This is a genomic window from Nocardia sp. NPDC052001 (assembly GCF_040680615.1).
Lineage (GTDB): Bacteria > Actinomycetota > Actinomycetes > Mycobacteriales > Mycobacteriaceae > Nocardia.
The window spans coordinates 45,958-60,497 of sequence record NZ_JBFAXC010000007.1 but is presented as its reverse complement, the minus strand read 5'-3'; the positions used below and the strand labels follow the sequence as shown (position 1 = coordinate 60,497).

The following is a 14,540-nucleotide window of genomic DNA, read 5'->3' as shown; positions in this document are numbered from 1 at the left end:
GTTGCGGCTTTCGGCCTTCGTGTGCAGAATAACCACGGAGAACACAATACGCAACAAGCGTTGCAGATTATGCAATAGCTTTCGGCTATGATCCGGCCGAAGGGAAATCGGAAGGAGCGTCGTGGCTCTCGACAACGATGTCGTCGCAGCACTGCATGACCGCGAGCTGAGCGCGCAGCACAAATCGCTGCCGCCCGCCGCGTGGGGACTGACGGTGCGCGAATATCTGGCCACGGCACCGTATTTGGACCAATTGCAGACCCCGGTGCTCACCGTGGATCGCGCCGCGGTCGACTCCAATCTCGCCGTCATGGCGGAATGGGCCGCGGCCGCGGGTGTTCGGCTCGCACCGCACGGTAAGACCACCATGTCGCCGCAGCTGTGGGGCGAACAGCTCGGGACCGGATCCTGGGGCATCACGCTGGCCACCGGCTGGCAGTCGCAGGTCGGCCGTTCCTTCGGGCTAAATCGCATCTTGCTCGCCAATGCCCTCGTCGATCCGGTCGGATTGCACTGGGTGGCAGAAGAATTGGCGCGCGATCCGGAATTCGAGTTCTACAGCTGGGCCGATGGCGTAGATACCGTCCGGGCGATGGAGCGGGGTCTGGAATCCGCTCCCGCCGGTGTGCGGCTCTCGGTGCTGGTGGAACTCGGTGGGCCGCACGGCCGTACGGGTGCGCGCACGCTGACCGAGGCGCACGAGGTGGCCGAGGCCATTCATGCTTCCGACCGCCTGATCCTGGCCGGTGTCGGCGGCTACGAGGGCGCGCTGGCGCACGACCGCACCCCCGAAGGTCTTGCGGCCGTTCGGCATTACCTCGACGAGCTGGGCGTCCTGCACAAGGAGCTGGTGGCGCAGAGCTATTACGAGGACCGCGCCCTCATCACCGCCGGTGGCAGCGCCTATCCGGACCTGGTGGTGGAACGTCTCGCCGGTCTCGCGGATGAACAAGGCGCGCACGGTATTCCGACCACCGTGGTACTGCGCTCGGGCGCGTACGTCATCCACGATGACGGCTTCTACTCCGGCATTTCGCCTTTGACCGCGGGCGGTGCCTCGCTGACCGGCGATGCCCGTCCACTGCGTTCGGCCATGCACGGCTGGGCGCGCAGCGTTTCCCGTCCGGAACCGGGACTGGCGCTGCTCGACGCGGGCAAGCGCGATCTGCCGTTCGATGAGGGGCTGCCGGTCCCGCAGATGATTGCGGGACCGGCAGGCAAACCGCTGCCGGAGGGCGCGACCGTGAGCGCGCTCAACGATCAGCACACCTTCCTGCGACTGCCCGGCGACGATGCCGACGCGGTTCCGGTGGGTGCGGTGGTGCGGCTCGGCCTTTCGCATCCGTGCACGGCCTTCGACAAATGGCGGCTCATCCCGGTGATCGATGACGCCGAGGCCGAACGCCCGCGTGTCGTCGACTTCCTGCACACCTTCTTCTGAGCGGAACGTCATGGCCGAGTTATTGATTCGCGATACCGAGATCTTCGACGGCACCGGCGCGGACCGGTATCGAGGCGATGTGCTGGTGGATGGCGGGCGGATCGCCGCGATCGCGCCGCCCGGCACGCTGACCGAGGCCGACCGGATCATCGACGAGGGTGAGAACCTCGCGCTGGCACCGGGTTTCATCGATATGCACGCGCATTCGGATCTGCATCTGCTCACCGAGCCCGGGCATTTCCCCAAGCTCAGCCAGGGCATCACCACCGAGGTGATCGGGCAGGACGGACTGTCCTACGCGCCGATCGACGATGCCGCGCTGGCGATCGTGCGCCGTCAGATCGCGGGCTGGAACGGCAATCCCGCCGATCTGGACTTCTCCTGGCGCACCGTCGCCGAATACCTGGACCGGCTGGATTCCTCGGGCATCACGCCCAATGCCGCGTACCTGGTGCCGCAGGGCACCTTGCGCCTGATGGTGGTCGGCAGTGAGAAGCGCGATGCCACTCCCGCCGAGATCGAGCGGATGCGCACGCTGCTCACCCAGGCCCTCGCCGAGGGCGCGGTCGGCATGTCCAGCGGCCTCACCTATACGCCCGGAATGTACGCCGACACTTCGGAACTCGCGGCACTGTGCGAGGTGGTGGCCGCGGCCGGTGGCTTCTACGCACCGCACACCCGCTCCTACGGCGCGGGCGCACTGGAGGCGTACGCGGAAATGATCGACCTTTCCCGCCGCACCGGCTGCGCCCTGCATCTGACCCACGCCACCATGAATTTCGGCGTGAATCGCGGGCGCGCACCGGAATTCCTCGCCATGGTGGACGCGGCGCTGGCGGACGGCTGCGATATCAGCCTGGACACCTACCCGTATCTGCCCGGCTCCACAACGCTTTCGGCGCTGCTGCCCAGCTGGGCCATGTCCGGCGGACCCGATGCCGCACTGGAACAGATCGCCGATCTGCCGACCCGGCTGCGAATCGTGGCCGATGTCAATGTGAACGGCTCGGACGGCTGTCACGGCGTCACCGTGGAATGGGAGACCATTCAGATCAGCGGCGTCGCCAATCCCGAGCTGGATCGCTATGTCGGGCGCACCGTCAGTGAGATCGCCGCCGACCGCGATATGCCGCCGGTCGAGGTGTTCTTCGATCTACTGACCCGGGATCAGCTGGCCACCACCATTCTTCAGCATGTCGGGCACGAGGAGAATGTGCGCGCCATCATGCGGCATCCCCGGCATATGGGCGGCAGTGACGCCCTGCTGGTGGGGGAGCGACCGCATCCGCGCGCCTGGGGCACCTTCCCGCGCTATCTGGGCCACTATGCGCGCGAACTCGGCGTGCTCGGGCTCGAGGATTGCGTACACCACCTGACCGGCCGTCCCGCACAACGACTTCGGCTGCCGGACCGCGGGCTGATCCGCGAGGGCTATGCCGCCGATCTAGTGCTCTTCGATCCCGCGACCGTGGCCGACACCGCCACCTTCGAGAACCCCAAACAGCAGGCGCGCGGCATCCCGTACGTGCTCGTCAACGGCGAATTCGCCTTGGACGCGGGCAAACCCACCGGTGTACGGGCCGGCCGCGCCCTGCGCATGAATTCCGTTCGGAAGGAGACCCGTTGACCTCCGCCATGGATGTCATTCGCGCCGATCGCGTGCTCACCGTGGTGCGCGCACCCGAGATTCCCGATCCGGCCGCACTGGCCCAGGCCCTGGCCGGATCCGGAATCCGGGCCGTGGAACTGACTTTCACCACCCCGGGGGTGCTGGACGCGCTGCGCAAGGCGGCCGAATCCGGCCACGGGGTGATGGGCGCGGGCACGGTCATGACCGGTGATCAGGCCGCCGCCGCCATCGACAGCGGTGCGCGCTTCCTGGTCACGCCCGGAATCCGGGAAGAGGTCGCCGAAGTCGCCACCCGGCGCGGAATCCCGGTCGTCATGGGCGCTTTGACGCCCACCGAGGTGATGCGCGCCATGGATCTGGGCGCGGCCGCGGTGAAGATCTTCCCCGCCAAGGCTTTCGGGCCGGGCTATTTCAAGGACCTGCGGGGCCCGTTCCCCGAGGCGCAGCTGATCCCCTCCGGCGGGGTCAACGCGGGTAATGCGGCCGACTTCCTCGCCCAGGGCGCGGTAGCGGTCACCGCCGGAACCGATGTCGTCGCACCCGCGGATGTCGCGGCCGGCCACTGGGCCGAAATCGCCGCGCGCGCGGCATCGTTCGTTCGATCTCTGACCTGAGAGGTACACCATGGGCGCCACAGTCGACTGGCTGCGCACCACCACACCAGGACTGCTGGTGCTCTGCGGACTCGCCATCGCGGTCCTGCTGTTCGCGATCATTCGCGTCAAACTGGAGCCGTTCATCGCGCTGCTGCTCGTGAGCCTGGGCCTGGCCCTGGCGGCGGGACTGCCGGTGGCCAAACTGGTGGGCTCACCGCTCAAAGCCGGTGACTCACTGCTGGAGACGGGTTTCGGCGGAATTCTCGGGCATATCGCGGTCATCATCGGCCTCGGTACGGTGCTCGGGGCGATCCTGGAGCGATCCGGGGGCGCGGACGTGCTCACCGATCGGTTGCTGAAGATCTTCGGCGATAGGGGCGCGCCCGTCGCGATGGGCCTGCTGGGCTTGATCTTCGGCATTCCACTGTTCTTCGATATCGGCATCTTCGTGCTCGCGCCGCTGGTGTACGTCGCCGCCAAGCGCGGTGGCGGGTCACTGGTGCGGTACGTGCTGCCGCTGGTCGCGGGTCTGTCCATGACGCACGCGTTCCTGCCGCCGCATCCGGGGCCGGTGGCGCTGGGCGGGCTGATGGGCGTGAGCCTGGGCTGGCTGATCCTGGTCGGATTCATCTGCGGTATCCCGGGATTCATCGCCGCGGGCATCGTGTGGGGCAGCTGGATCGGTAAGCGCGTCATGGTCGAGGTGCCGGAGGAATTCCTGGTCGCCGAGGCGCACCAGGACGCCGCGCACACGGATGCGGGTGCGGGTGCGGTCAAGACGCTCGCGGGTAAGAGCGACGGGCCCGGCACCACCACCGCCGCGGCCGTTCAAGCTCCGCCCTCGGTGGCGCTGATCGGCGGCATCATCGCGATTCCGCTGATCCTGATTCTCGGCGCGACCTTCGGTAGCCAGCTGCTGATCGCGAATTCGCAACCGCTGCAGGTGCTCACCTTCCTCGGCACGCCCGCCGTGGCGCTGCTCATCGCCGTGCTCATCGCGTTCTACGTGCTGGGCCTGCGCCGCGGGCAGACCGTGCAGGAGCTCAGCGTCCTGACCTCGGAATCGCTGCGCCCGGTGGGCATGCTGCTGCTGGTCGTCGGTGCGGGCGCGTTCTTCGGAAAGGTCATCTCCGCCACCGGAATCGGTTCGGCGCTGGCCGAAACCATGTCCGCCGCAGGGCTTCCGGTGATCGTGCTGGCGTACATCATCAGCTGTGGACTGCGTATCGCGCAGGGTTCGGCGACGGTCGCCATCGTCACCACCGGCGGTATCGTCGCGCCGCTGGTGGTCGATCACGGGTACTCGCAATTCGCGCTGGCCCTGATCGCCATGTCCATCGCGGCCGGGTCGATCGTGCTGAGCCATGTCAACGACGGCGGGTTCTGGATCATCTCCAAGTACTTCAATATGACGGTGAAGCAGACATTGCAGACGTGGACGGTGCTGGAGACCATCCTGTCCGTGGTCAGTTTCGCGGTCGCCGCGGTGCTGTTCGCCCTGTTCACATAGCGTTCGAACGGTAGCGGGGGCGGGGGCCGCCGGACCCCGCTGTGAATGAGCTTGCACAATCGTGCATAATCATCACATGGCGGATACCTCTGGTGGGCCCTCGGTACGGGTCGCGGTCGCTGGTGCGAGTGGGTACGCGGGCGGCGAAGTCCTGCGTCTGCTGCTGGGGCATCCAGCCTATCGAAGCGGGCGCCTCGAGATCGGGGCGCTGACCGCCGGATCCAATGCGGGCAGCCCGCTGGGTGAACTCCAGCCGCATCTGCTGCCCCTCGCCGATCGGGTGCTCGGCCCGACCACCGTGGCGGAACTGGCCGGACACGATGTCGTGTTCCTGGGCCTGCCGCACGGACAGTCCGCGGCGCTGGCCAAGGCGCTGCCCGAATCCACGATCATCATCGACTGCGGGGCCGATTTCCGGCTCACCGACGGCGCGGCCTGGGAGAAGTACTACGGCACCCCCTATGCGGGCAGTTGGCCGTACGGCCTGCCGGAACTGCCGGGACAGCGGGATCAACTACGCGGGGCGACCCGGATCGCGGTGCCCGGCTGCTATCCGACGGTGTCCAGCCTCGCGCTCGCCCCGGCCATCGCCGCCGGAATCATCGAACCGCAGGTGAATGTGGTTGCGGTGAGCGGTACTTCGGGCGCGGGCCGCAAACTCGATGTGAGCCTGCTGGGCTCGGAGGTGATGGGCTCGCTGCGCGCGTACAGCATCGCGGGCGCGCACCGGCACACCCCCGAGATCGCGCAGAATCTGAAGGCAGTCGGCGGTGTCGACGTCGCGGTGTCCTTCACCCCCGTGCTGGCCCCGCTGCCGCGCGGCATTCTCGCCACCTGCACCGCCCCGACCCGCGTGGACGCCGCGGCGGCGCGCGCGGTCTATGAAAAAGCCTATGCCGATGAGCCTTTCGTGCATCTGCTGCCCGAAGGCGTACTGCCGCAGACCGGTTCGGTGCTGGGCTCCAATGCCGTCACCCTCCAGGTCGCCGTGGACGAGGCCGCCGGAATGCTGGTCGTGATCGGGGCCATCGACAATCTCGCCAAGGGCACGGCGGGCGCCGCCGTGCAATCCATGAATCTGGCTCTCGGAATCGACGAGACCGCAGGACTTTCCACCGTAGGAGTGGCACCGTGACTTCATCCATCGACGGCAAGCTGGTCCGGACCCAGGGCGTGACCGCACCGCTCGGGTTCCGCGCGGCCGGTATCACCGCGGGCATCAAGGTCAGCGGGAAGCCGGATCTGGCACTGGTTTTCAGCGAGGGGCCGGAGTACGCGGCGGCCGGTGTGTTCACCCGCAACAAGGTGAAGGCCGCGCCGGTGCTGTGGTCGCAGCAGGTGTTGAAAACCGGGCGGCTGCGCGCGGTGATCCTGAATTCCGGTGGGGCGAACGCGTGTACGGGTCCGGGCGGATTCCAGGACACCCACACCACCGCCGAAGAGCTGGCGAAGGCGCTGAGCAACTGGGGCACCGAGACCGGTGCGGGCGAGATCGCGGTCTGCTCAACGGGTCTCATCGGCGACCGGCTGCCCATGGACAAACTGCTGCCCGCCGTCACCGAGATCGTGCACGAGATGGGCGGCGGACTCTCCGGCGGTGCCGAGGCCGCGCGGGCCATCATGACCACCGATACCGTGCCGAAAGAGGTTGCGTTCCACCACAAGGACAAGTGGAACGTCGGCGGGATGGGCAAGGGCGCGGGCATGCTCGCGCCATCGCTGGCCACCATGCTGATCGTGCTCACCACCGATGCGGTGGCCACGCCCGAACAGCTGGACTCCGCGCTGCGCAAGGCCACCGGGCTCACCTTCGATCGCCTGGACGTGGACGGCTCCTGCTCCACCAATGACACGGTGCTGCTGCTCGCCAATGGCGCCAGCGGCGTGACGCCGAGCCAGGACGAGCTCGACGCCGCCGTCTTCGCGGTCTGCGATGACCTCGCCGAACAGCTCATGGCCGATGCCGAGGGCGTCACCAAGCGGGTGCACATCACCGTGCGCGGCGCGGTCAGCGAGGACGAGGCGCTCATCGGCGCGCGGGCACTGGCGCGGGACAGCCTGGTCAAGACGGCGTTCTTCGGTTCGGATCCGAACTGGGGGCGCGTGCTCGCGAGCATCGGCATCGCGCCGATCGAGCTGGAGCAGGACAGGATTACGGTGTCCTTCAATGGGCATCCGGTGTGCGTGAACGGTATGGGCGCGCCCGGTGCGCGCGATGTCGATCTGTCCGGGCCGGATATTCAGGTGCTGGTCGACCTGGGTTTGGGCGCGGGCGAGGCCACCATTCGCACCACCGATCTCTCGCACGGTTATGTCGAAGAGAATTCGGCGTACAGCTCATGACCTCGGCGCGGGAACAGCTTTCGGCTCTCGACAAGGCGCATGTGCTCGCCGATGCGCTGCCGTGGCTGCAGAAGTTCCGGGACAAGGTCGTCGTCGTCAAATACGGCGGCAACGCCATGATCGACGATGAGCTCAAACGCGCGTTCGCCTCGGATATGGCGTTCCTGCGCACCGTCGGGGTGCATCCGGTGGTGGTGCACGGCGGCGGACCGCAGATCAGCGCCATGCTGAAAAAGCTTGGGCTGCAAGGGGAATTCCGGGGCGGATTCCGGGTCACCACGCCCGAGGTGATGGATGTGGTGCGCATGGTGCTCTTCGGCCAGGTCGGCCGGGAGCTGGTCGGACTGATCAACGCGCACGGACCGTACGCGGTCGGCATCTCCGGTGAGGACGCGGGACTGTTCACCGCCACCCGGCGCACCGTGACCGTGGACGGTGAACCCACCGATATCGGCCTGGTCGGCGATGTCACCGAGGTGAATCCGGACGCGGTGCTGGATCTCATTGCGGCCGGGCGGATTCCGGTGGTGTCCACCATCGCGCCGGACGCGTTCGGAGTGGTGCACAACATCAATGCCGATACCGCCGCGGCCGCGCTGGCGCAGGGCATCGGCGCGGAGAAGCTCGTCATCCTCACCGATGTCGAAGGGCTGTACACGAATTGGCCCGATCGGTCCTCGCTGACCTCGCGCATCGATACCGACGCGCTGGGTAAGTTGCTGTCGAGCCTGGATGCGGGCATGGTCCCGAAAATGGAAGCCTGCCTGCGCGCCGTCGAGGGCGGGGTGCCCACCGCGCACGTAATCGACGGCCGGGTACCGCATTCGGTGCTGCTGGAGCTGTTCACCGGGGAGGGCATCGGCACCATGGTGACCCCCGCGGACGGCGTGAGTTCGAACGGAGTGAAGTCATGAGCACGGCCGATATCCAGCAGCGGTGGAATACCGCGCTGATGAACAACTACGGCACCCCCAAGGTGGCGCTGGTGCGCGGCGCGGGCGCGGTCGTCTACGACGCCGACGGTAAGCGCTACCTCGACTTCCTCGGCGGGATCGCGGTCAACAGCCTCGGGCACGCGCATCCGGCGATCCTGTCGGCGGTCACCCAGCAGCTGGGCACGCTCGGGCACGTATCGAATCTGTATGCCAGCGAACCGGCCATCGAACTCGCCGAGCGGCTGCTCGCGCACTTCGGGGACGGGCACGGGCGGGCGTTCTTCTGCAATTCCGGCACCGAGGCCAATGAGGCCGCGTTCAAGATGGCGCGGCTGACCGGTAAGACCAAGATCGTCGCGGCGGAAGAGGCGTTCCACGGGCGGACCATGGGCGCACTGGCGCTGACCGGACAGGCGGCCAAGCGCACGCCATTCGAGCCGATGCCCGCGGGCGTCGTGCACGTGCCGTACGGGGATGCGGCGGCATTGGCCGCCGCGGTCGATTCCGATACGGCCGCGGTGTTTCTCGAACCCATCATGGGGGAGAGTGGTGTCGTTGTGCCGCCCTCGGATTACCTCGCGCGGGCGCGGGCCATCACCAAAGAGCATGGCGCACTGCTGATTCTGGACGAGGTGCAGACCGGTATCGGCCGCACCGGGGCGTTCTACGCGCATCAGGCGGCGGGCATCGTGCCCGATGTGATCACCCTGGCCAAGGGGCTCGGCGGCGGTCTGCCCATCGGTGCGGTGCTGGCGCAGGGTCCGGCGGCGGAGCTGTTGCAGCCGGGGCTGCACGGGACCACGTTCGGCGGCAATCCCGTTTGTGCCGCAGCGGCTTTGGCGGTGCTGCGCACCATCGACGAGGAGGATCTGCTCTCGCACGTGGAGAAGATCGGCAAGGTGCTGGTCGACGGGATCGACGCGCTCGGGCATCCGCTGGTCGATCATGTGCGCGGTGCCGGATTGCTCATCGGGATCCAGCTCACCGAGGATGTCTCCGCACAGGTCGACGAGGCCGCGCGGGAATCCGGGTATCTGCTGAATCCCGCCAAGCCCAATGTGATTCGGCTGGCGCCGCCGCTGATCCTCACCGAAACCCAGGCCGATAACTTCCTGTCCGACCTTCCCGGCATTCTCGATGCCGCGCAGGCGAAGGCGAAGGAGAACAGCAAGTGACCATCCGACACTTCCTGCGCGATGACGATGTCAGTCCCGCCGAACAGGCCGAAATCCTCACCATCGCAACGGATCTGAAGCGTGCGCCGCTGCTGTTGCGACCGCTCGAGGGGCCGCGCGGTGTCGCGGTCATGTTCGAGAAGAACTCCACGCGTACGCGGTTCTCGTTCGAGATGGGTATCGCCCAGCTCGGCGGGCATGCCGTCGTGGTCGACGGACGCGACACCCAGTTGGGTCGCGAGGAGACGCTCGCCGATACCGGTCGCGTGCTGTCCCGCTATGTGGACGCCATTGTCTGGCGCACCTTCGGCCAGGAGCGGCTGGATGAAATGGCCGGTGCCGCGACCGTTCCCGTGGTGAACGCGCTCTCCAACGAATTCCACCCCTGCCAGGTCCTGGCCGACCTGCAGACGCTTCGTGAGCGCAAGGGCGACCTCGCGGGCAAGAACCTCACCTACCTCGGTGACGGCGCGAACAATATGTCGCACTCGCTGCTGCTCGGTGGCGTGACGGCGGGTCTGAACGTAACCATCGCCGCCCCCGTGGGTTTCGAGCCGCTGCCGTGGATCGTGGATCTCGCACAGAAGCGCGCCGCCGAAACCGGTGCCTCGATCACCCTCACCAATGATCCGCTGGCGGCGGCCGAAGGCGCCGACGCCCTGGTCACCGATACCTGGATGTCCATGGGCCAGGAGGGTGACGGCCGCGACCGCGTCGCCCCCTTCCGTCCCTTCCAGGTCAACGCCGACCTGCTCGCTCGCGCGGCCTCGGATGTGACTGTGCTGCACTGCCTCCCGGCGCATCGCGGTGAGGAGATCACCGACGAGGTCATCGACGGCCCGCACAGCGCGGTCTGGGATGAGGCCGAAAATCGTCTACACGCCCAGAAGGCCCTCCTGGTCTGGCTGCTGCGCCAACACGACCGAGGTGACGCGTGACAAGCGGCGACCGCCGCTCTCCCGCAACGGTTTCCGGCAAATCGGGTGCGGCCATTGCCCGCACCCGCGCCGGTCGCCAAGCCCGAATCGTGGCCATCCTCTCCCAACATGAGGTCCGCAGCCAATCCGAATTGGCCGCCCTCCTGTCCGGTGAAGGCATAGACACCACCCAGGCCACCCTCTCCCGCGACCTGGATGAACTCGGCGCAGTGAAGTTGCGCGCCGCCGACGGCGGCGCGGGCGTCTACGTGGTCCCCGAAGACGGCAGCCCCGTCCGAGGCGTCACCGGCGGCACCGAACGCCTCTCGAAGCTGCTCGGCGACTTACTGGTATCCACCGACGCCAGCGGCAACATAGCGGTCCTGCGCACCCCACCCGGCGCCGCCCACTTCCTCGCCAGCGCCCTCGACCGAGCCGCCCTCCCCGAAATCGTAGGCACCATCGCCGGCGACGACACCATCGCCGTCATAGCCCGAGAACCCCTCACCGGCGCCGAACTAGCCGCCAAAATAGAACAACTCGCCTGAACAGGGCCGCATGGGGACGAATTCGGTAACCCCGCGGCCGCTTTCGGCGCGAGAGACAGCGGTGTTGTCGAAGATCCTCTCGGGAGACTTCGACGGAGCTGCTGAACTCAGGGCGCAGCTTCCCGTCTCCAGGGTGGTGGCCACCTGGGGCATCGGATCGCCGAGCGTGGATCTGGAGACATCGTCGGACGTCGCGGCTGCCGATGTGGTGGACGGATTACTACCCGTAGGGGCTGAGGTTCGCGATGAATCCGGTGTATACGTTGGTGAGATCCTGATCTGGGTCACCGGGGGCTATCTTTCCGCAATCGAATTCACGTGGGTTACCGATTGTCGGCCGAAGGTGCTGCCCGAACCTGACGCAATGCGTCTTACGAGATGAAATGGCTGTGCTTCATGTGTTTGACGGTGTGTTGGGGTGCGAAGTTCGGTGAGGGGGTGGGGTAGCTGATCGGATGCCATAGGATGCTGCGCTGAAGGGAGGGCGCGGTGAGTGGGTTCGGTGGGGAATCGGCGCGGTTGAGTGTGGTTCCGGATGCTGTTCGGGCGTTCGGGCGGGTGGCGTACCGGATGGCTGAGGAGTTGCGGGCGGGGTCGGGGGCTCTCGATCGGGAGGTCGGGGAGTTGATGAATACCTGGAAGGGGGCGGCGGCCACTTCCTATGGGGCGGGGTGGGATGAGATGCATCGGGGGGCGGTCGAGGTGTGGGATGAGTTGTTCGAGCTTGCCGGGAAGCTTGGCGTCAGCGCGGAGACTTATCGTGACGCGGATGCTGAATTCGGGGCTGCTGTGAATTCCCTGGAGTTGCCGTGACGGGTCCGGGTGCGGGGTATTCGGTTGATCTGGCTCATCTTGATGAGGTGACCGCACGGATTCGGGCGTTCAAGGGGTTTGTTGCCGATTATTTGAAGACGCTTGATGAGAAGGCGGGGGAGCTGTCGGGGTCGTGGTCCAGTGAGGCTGCCGCGGCCTACGAACTCGCGCATCGTGAATGGTTAAGTGGCGCACAGGAAGTCCGCGAGGGGCTGGATGTGCTGGAGTCCGCTGCCGCGTCCGCGCATCGCAATTATCGGGGCGCGGTTGCCGCGAATCTGAAGATGCTCGGGCTGTGAGCGGGTTCGGGGGATGACCTGGTGAATGTTGACTTCGGGACGTATTACGCGGTCGGCAGAGCATGTTTCGGGCTCAATGACGCGTTGCAGACCGCGTTTCTCGCCGAAACGCGGGCGATGGCCGACTGCGGTGCGATGGCCGGTGTCGATGAAACGGGTGAAGCGTGGGGTCGGAAATATGACCTTCGCGCGGCCGAGGTTCTCACCATGGTCTCGGACCTCGGTGAAGGATTGCAGAAGCTCGGGAACGTAATCGTCCAGGCTGGATACAACCACTACCTCGCCGACTACGACAGCATCCTCGACTCCACGGTCCCGCCCGCCGCAAAACCCGCGGGCCCGATCCCCGCCTGCCTCTACTACGGCAGCACGCCCTCGGCCGGCGGCCCGAGCGATGGTCTCCGCGAAGCCGCCGACTCCCTGATCCGCCTGGCCGACAAAGTCGGCATCGACATTCCCGACGGCAACACCGACAAACTCCAAACCGCCGCCGACGCCTGGACCCGCCTGCACACCGGCCACGCCGAACTGACCTCGGTCCTGAAGAACGCCGCCTCGGTAATGTCCCGAAACGACGTCGAAGACGCCACCGAATTCACCCGCCGCCTCCTCGACCTCCAATCGGCAATGGACGATATCCTCGCCGCCTGCGGCGAACTCGCCCAACTCTGCACCACCTGCAAATCCGACCTGGACCACCTCCGCGGCGAAATCCTCCACCGCATCCTGGTGGAACTCTCCTGGGCGGTAGCAGGCGAACTAACCATCGCCATAGCCTCCGCCTGGTTCACCTTCGGCATCACCGCCGTCACCATGACCGGCGTAACCGCCGCCACCGTAACCCGCTACGCCCTCCGCATCACCGAATCCGTCACCACCTGGCGCACCGGAATAGCCGCCGCCCGAGCCAGATTCGCCCTCCGCGACCTGGGCCGCTCTCGCAAGACCATCGACGAGGCGAAGGCTCTCGAGGTTGAGCGATCGAATGTGCAACGCGCGGTACATCCTCCAGTGCCCAGGTTGACCTTGCGTGAGGAGCTGGACAATGCGCCGACGTGGCAGGGCAGACTCCTTCCGACGAAGGATGGGCCGCCCAACGGATACTTCGTCAAACGCGATTCGCAAGGCAATGTCACGAACTACGCCCAATACGATGCGGATGGGTTCGGTGTGAAGCGTGTGGATCTGACGGGCGCGCCACACAATGGCGTGCAGACACCCCACGTAGTCGACATCAGGGTCGATACAAAACCGGGTACCGGTGAGAGGTTCGCGCGTACCGACAATCGAAGCATTCGTCCGGCACTTCCCGAGGAGATTCCATGAGTGACAACACCGCGGATTCGAAACTGGCTGCGGATCTGCGACTTTCGGAGTCTCCGGAGTGGGCGGATCGAGTCAGGGCGATCGATGGACTGGTGGCTGCGGTCGACTCGCCGCAGGCTCGGGCGCGGCTCGAAGCGATGCTGCACGATGCGGGCGACGTCGGGGTGCAGGTGGCCGCAGCTGACGCGCTGACTCGATTCGGCGGATGGCGAGGTCTGCTGGCTGTGCTCAGCGAACTCGGCCGGCGCGATGACTCCGATGTCGACTACATCGGTTACAGGTTGTCCGAGCTGGAGGAGTCGGGCGAGTTTGCGGTATTGGACGCGGCAGCCGCCGTCGACCCGAGTCAGATGTCCCCGGAGGCAGTTCAAGGTCTGCAAGATCTGAAGAAATTGATCGGTCTTTGAGAATCCTGCATCGATTGAATCAGTGGAGCAAAGAATTCCGAGCTCGAAAGAGCACCGACCTGACCGCTGCGCTCGTGCGCTCCGAGAGCGATGACACCCGGACCCGGTTGGATGCGGTTGCCGAGTTGGGAGCGTTCATCGAACAGCCGGAGGCGCGGGCGCGTCTCGGCGAGATGATGGACGACGCGAACGTCACCGTGGAGGTGGATGCGGCCGAGGTGCTCGTTCGGCACGGGGGTAGAGACGGATTGCATGCGGTGCTGGACAGGTTGGGGAGCCGTCGCGAGGATCCGGACGCCGATTACATCGCCTATATGCTGCAGAATCTCGACTTCGGGGGCGAGTTTCCGGTTATCGAGATCGCGAATTCGATTGCGCCGGAAGATCTTTCCCCGATGGCGGTGATCGGGTTGCGGAACTTGAAGAGGCTGATGTTCAGTCGGTGGGATGACCCCGAGTAGGTAGTGCCGCCCTGACGGCGACGGCGCTGGGGCTGAGCTGGGGATATCTGTTGGCCTACCCCCGGTTATGAATGGGATTGCATCATCGTGCATAATCATTTGTAGGACGCCGGGGGAACCGACCTACACGTACTAATCG

General features: G+C 66.3%; 16 protein-coding genes. All 16 read left to right on the top strand.

Going from position 1 to position 14,540, the window contains the following annotated elements:
• Positions 1 to 121: 121 nt before the first annotated feature.
• Positions 122 to 1,441 carry an amino acid deaminase gene (locus AB0L82_RS29190; RefSeq protein ID WP_364643138.1) on the top strand — a complete coding sequence of 440 codons (1,320 nt, stop codon included), beginning with the start codon at positions 122 to 124 and terminating at the stop codon, positions 1,439 to 1,441.
• Between the two features lie 10 nt (positions 1,442 to 1,451).
• Positions 1,452 to 3,068, top strand: a complete 1,617-nt coding sequence (locus AB0L82_RS29185; protein ID WP_364643136.1) for a D-aminoacylase — start codon at positions 1,452 to 1,454, stop codon at positions 3,066 to 3,068.
• An 8-nt stretch (positions 3,069 to 3,076) separates the two neighbouring features.
• Positions 3,077 to 3,685, top strand: coding sequence for a bifunctional 4-hydroxy-2-oxoglutarate aldolase/2-dehydro-3-deoxy-phosphogluconate aldolase (locus AB0L82_RS29180; RefSeq protein ID WP_364644171.1), 609 nt, complete (start codon positions 3,077 to 3,079; stop codon positions 3,683 to 3,685).
• A 10-nt stretch (positions 3,686 to 3,695) separates the two neighbouring features.
• Complete coding sequence (locus AB0L82_RS29175) at positions 3,696 to 5,177, top strand: SLC13 family permease (RefSeq protein ID WP_364643134.1); 1,482 nt, start codon at positions 3,696 to 3,698, stop codon at positions 5,175 to 5,177.
• Between the two features lie 76 nt (positions 5,178 to 5,253).
• Complete coding sequence (gene argC, locus AB0L82_RS29170) at positions 5,254 to 6,312, top strand: N-acetyl-gamma-glutamyl-phosphate reductase (protein WP_364643132.1); 1,059 nt, start codon at positions 5,254 to 5,256, stop codon at positions 6,310 to 6,312.
• Positions 6,309 to 7,520 carry a bifunctional glutamate N-acetyltransferase/amino-acid acetyltransferase ArgJ gene (argJ, locus tag AB0L82_RS29165; RefSeq protein ID WP_364643130.1) on the top strand — a complete coding sequence of 404 codons (1,212 nt, stop codon included), beginning with the start codon at positions 6,309 to 6,311 and terminating at the stop codon, positions 7,518 to 7,520. Before argC ends, argJ begins: the two co-directional genes overlap by 4 nt.
• Positions 7,517 to 8,434, top strand: coding sequence for an acetylglutamate kinase (argB, locus tag AB0L82_RS29160; protein ID WP_364643128.1), 918 nt, complete (start codon positions 7,517 to 7,519; stop codon positions 8,432 to 8,434). The genes argJ and argB overlap by 4 nt, the downstream gene beginning before the upstream one ends.
• On the top strand, positions 8,431 to 9,630 hold the full coding sequence (locus AB0L82_RS29155; protein ID WP_364643126.1) for an acetylornithine transaminase: 1,200 nt from the start codon (positions 8,431 to 8,433) through the stop codon (positions 9,628 to 9,630). Before argB ends, AB0L82_RS29155 begins: the two co-directional genes overlap by 4 nt.
• Entirely contained in the window at positions 9,627 to 10,568 is a 942-nt protein-coding gene (gene argF, locus AB0L82_RS29150) for an ornithine carbamoyltransferase (protein ID WP_364643124.1), read from the top strand. The genes AB0L82_RS29155 and argF overlap by 4 nt, the downstream gene beginning before the upstream one ends.
• Complete coding sequence (locus tag AB0L82_RS29145; protein ID WP_364643122.1) at positions 10,565 to 11,095, top strand: arginine repressor; 531 nt, start codon at positions 10,565 to 10,567, stop codon at positions 11,093 to 11,095. The genes argF and AB0L82_RS29145 overlap by 4 nt, the downstream gene beginning before the upstream one ends.
• A gap of 61 nt (positions 11,096 to 11,156) precedes the next feature.
• Complete coding sequence (locus tag AB0L82_RS29140) at positions 11,157 to 11,477, top strand: hypothetical protein (RefSeq protein WP_364643120.1); 321 nt, start codon at positions 11,157 to 11,159, stop codon at positions 11,475 to 11,477.
• Between the two features lie 107 nt (positions 11,478 to 11,584).
• Entirely contained in the window at positions 11,585 to 11,908 is a 324-nt protein-coding gene (locus tag AB0L82_RS29135; protein WP_364643118.1) for a WXG100 family type VII secretion target, read from the top strand.
• Positions 11,905 to 12,207 (top strand): WXG100 family type VII secretion target, encoded by a 303-nt coding sequence (locus AB0L82_RS29130; RefSeq protein ID WP_364643116.1) that lies wholly within the window; start codon positions 11,905 to 11,907, stop codon positions 12,205 to 12,207. Before AB0L82_RS29135 ends, AB0L82_RS29130 begins: the two co-directional genes overlap by 4 nt.
• A 21-nt stretch (positions 12,208 to 12,228) precedes the next feature.
• A complete protein-coding gene (locus AB0L82_RS29125; protein WP_364643114.1) occupies positions 12,229 to 13,533 on the top strand; it encodes a polymorphic toxin type 24 domain-containing protein in 1,305 nt (434 codons plus the stop codon).
• Positions 13,530 to 13,940: a HEAT repeat domain-containing protein gene (locus tag AB0L82_RS29120; RefSeq protein WP_364643112.1), complete on the top strand. Its 411-nt coding sequence runs from the start codon at positions 13,530 to 13,532 to the stop codon at positions 13,938 to 13,940. The genes AB0L82_RS29125 and AB0L82_RS29120 overlap by 4 nt, the downstream gene beginning before the upstream one ends.
• Before the next feature lie 14 nt (positions 13,941 to 13,954).
• Positions 13,955 to 14,401, top strand: a complete 447-nt coding sequence (locus AB0L82_RS29115) for a hypothetical protein (protein WP_364643110.1) — start codon at positions 13,955 to 13,957, stop codon at positions 14,399 to 14,401.
• Positions 14,402 to 14,540 lie beyond the last annotated feature (139 nt).

What these genes read in the sequence shown, in the direction of transcription:
- AB0L82_RS29120 (WP_364643112.1), top strand. Translation starts at nt 13,530, where the DNA reads ATGAGTGACAACACCGCGGATTCGAAACTGGCTGCGGATCTGCGACTT.
- argC (WP_364643132.1), top strand. Translation starts at nt 5,254, where the DNA reads ATGGCGGATACCTCTGGTGGGCCCTCGGTACGGGTCGCGGTCGCTGGT.
- AB0L82_RS29180 (WP_364644171.1), top strand. Translation starts at nt 3,077, where the DNA reads ATGGATGTCATTCGCGCCGATCGCGTGCTCACCGTGGTGCGCGCACCC.
- argB (WP_364643128.1), top strand. Translation starts at nt 7,517, where the DNA reads ATGACCTCGGCGCGGGAACAGCTTTCGGCTCTCGACAAGGCGCATGTG.
- AB0L82_RS29175 (WP_364643134.1), top strand. Translation starts at nt 3,696, where the DNA reads ATGGGCGCCACAGTCGACTGGCTGCGCACCACCACACCAGGACTGCTG.
- AB0L82_RS29185 (WP_364643136.1), top strand. Translation starts at nt 1,452, where the DNA reads ATGGCCGAGTTATTGATTCGCGATACCGAGATCTTCGACGGCACCGGC.
- AB0L82_RS29155 (WP_364643126.1), top strand. Translation starts at nt 8,431, where the DNA reads ATGAGCACGGCCGATATCCAGCAGCGGTGGAATACCGCGCTGATGAAC.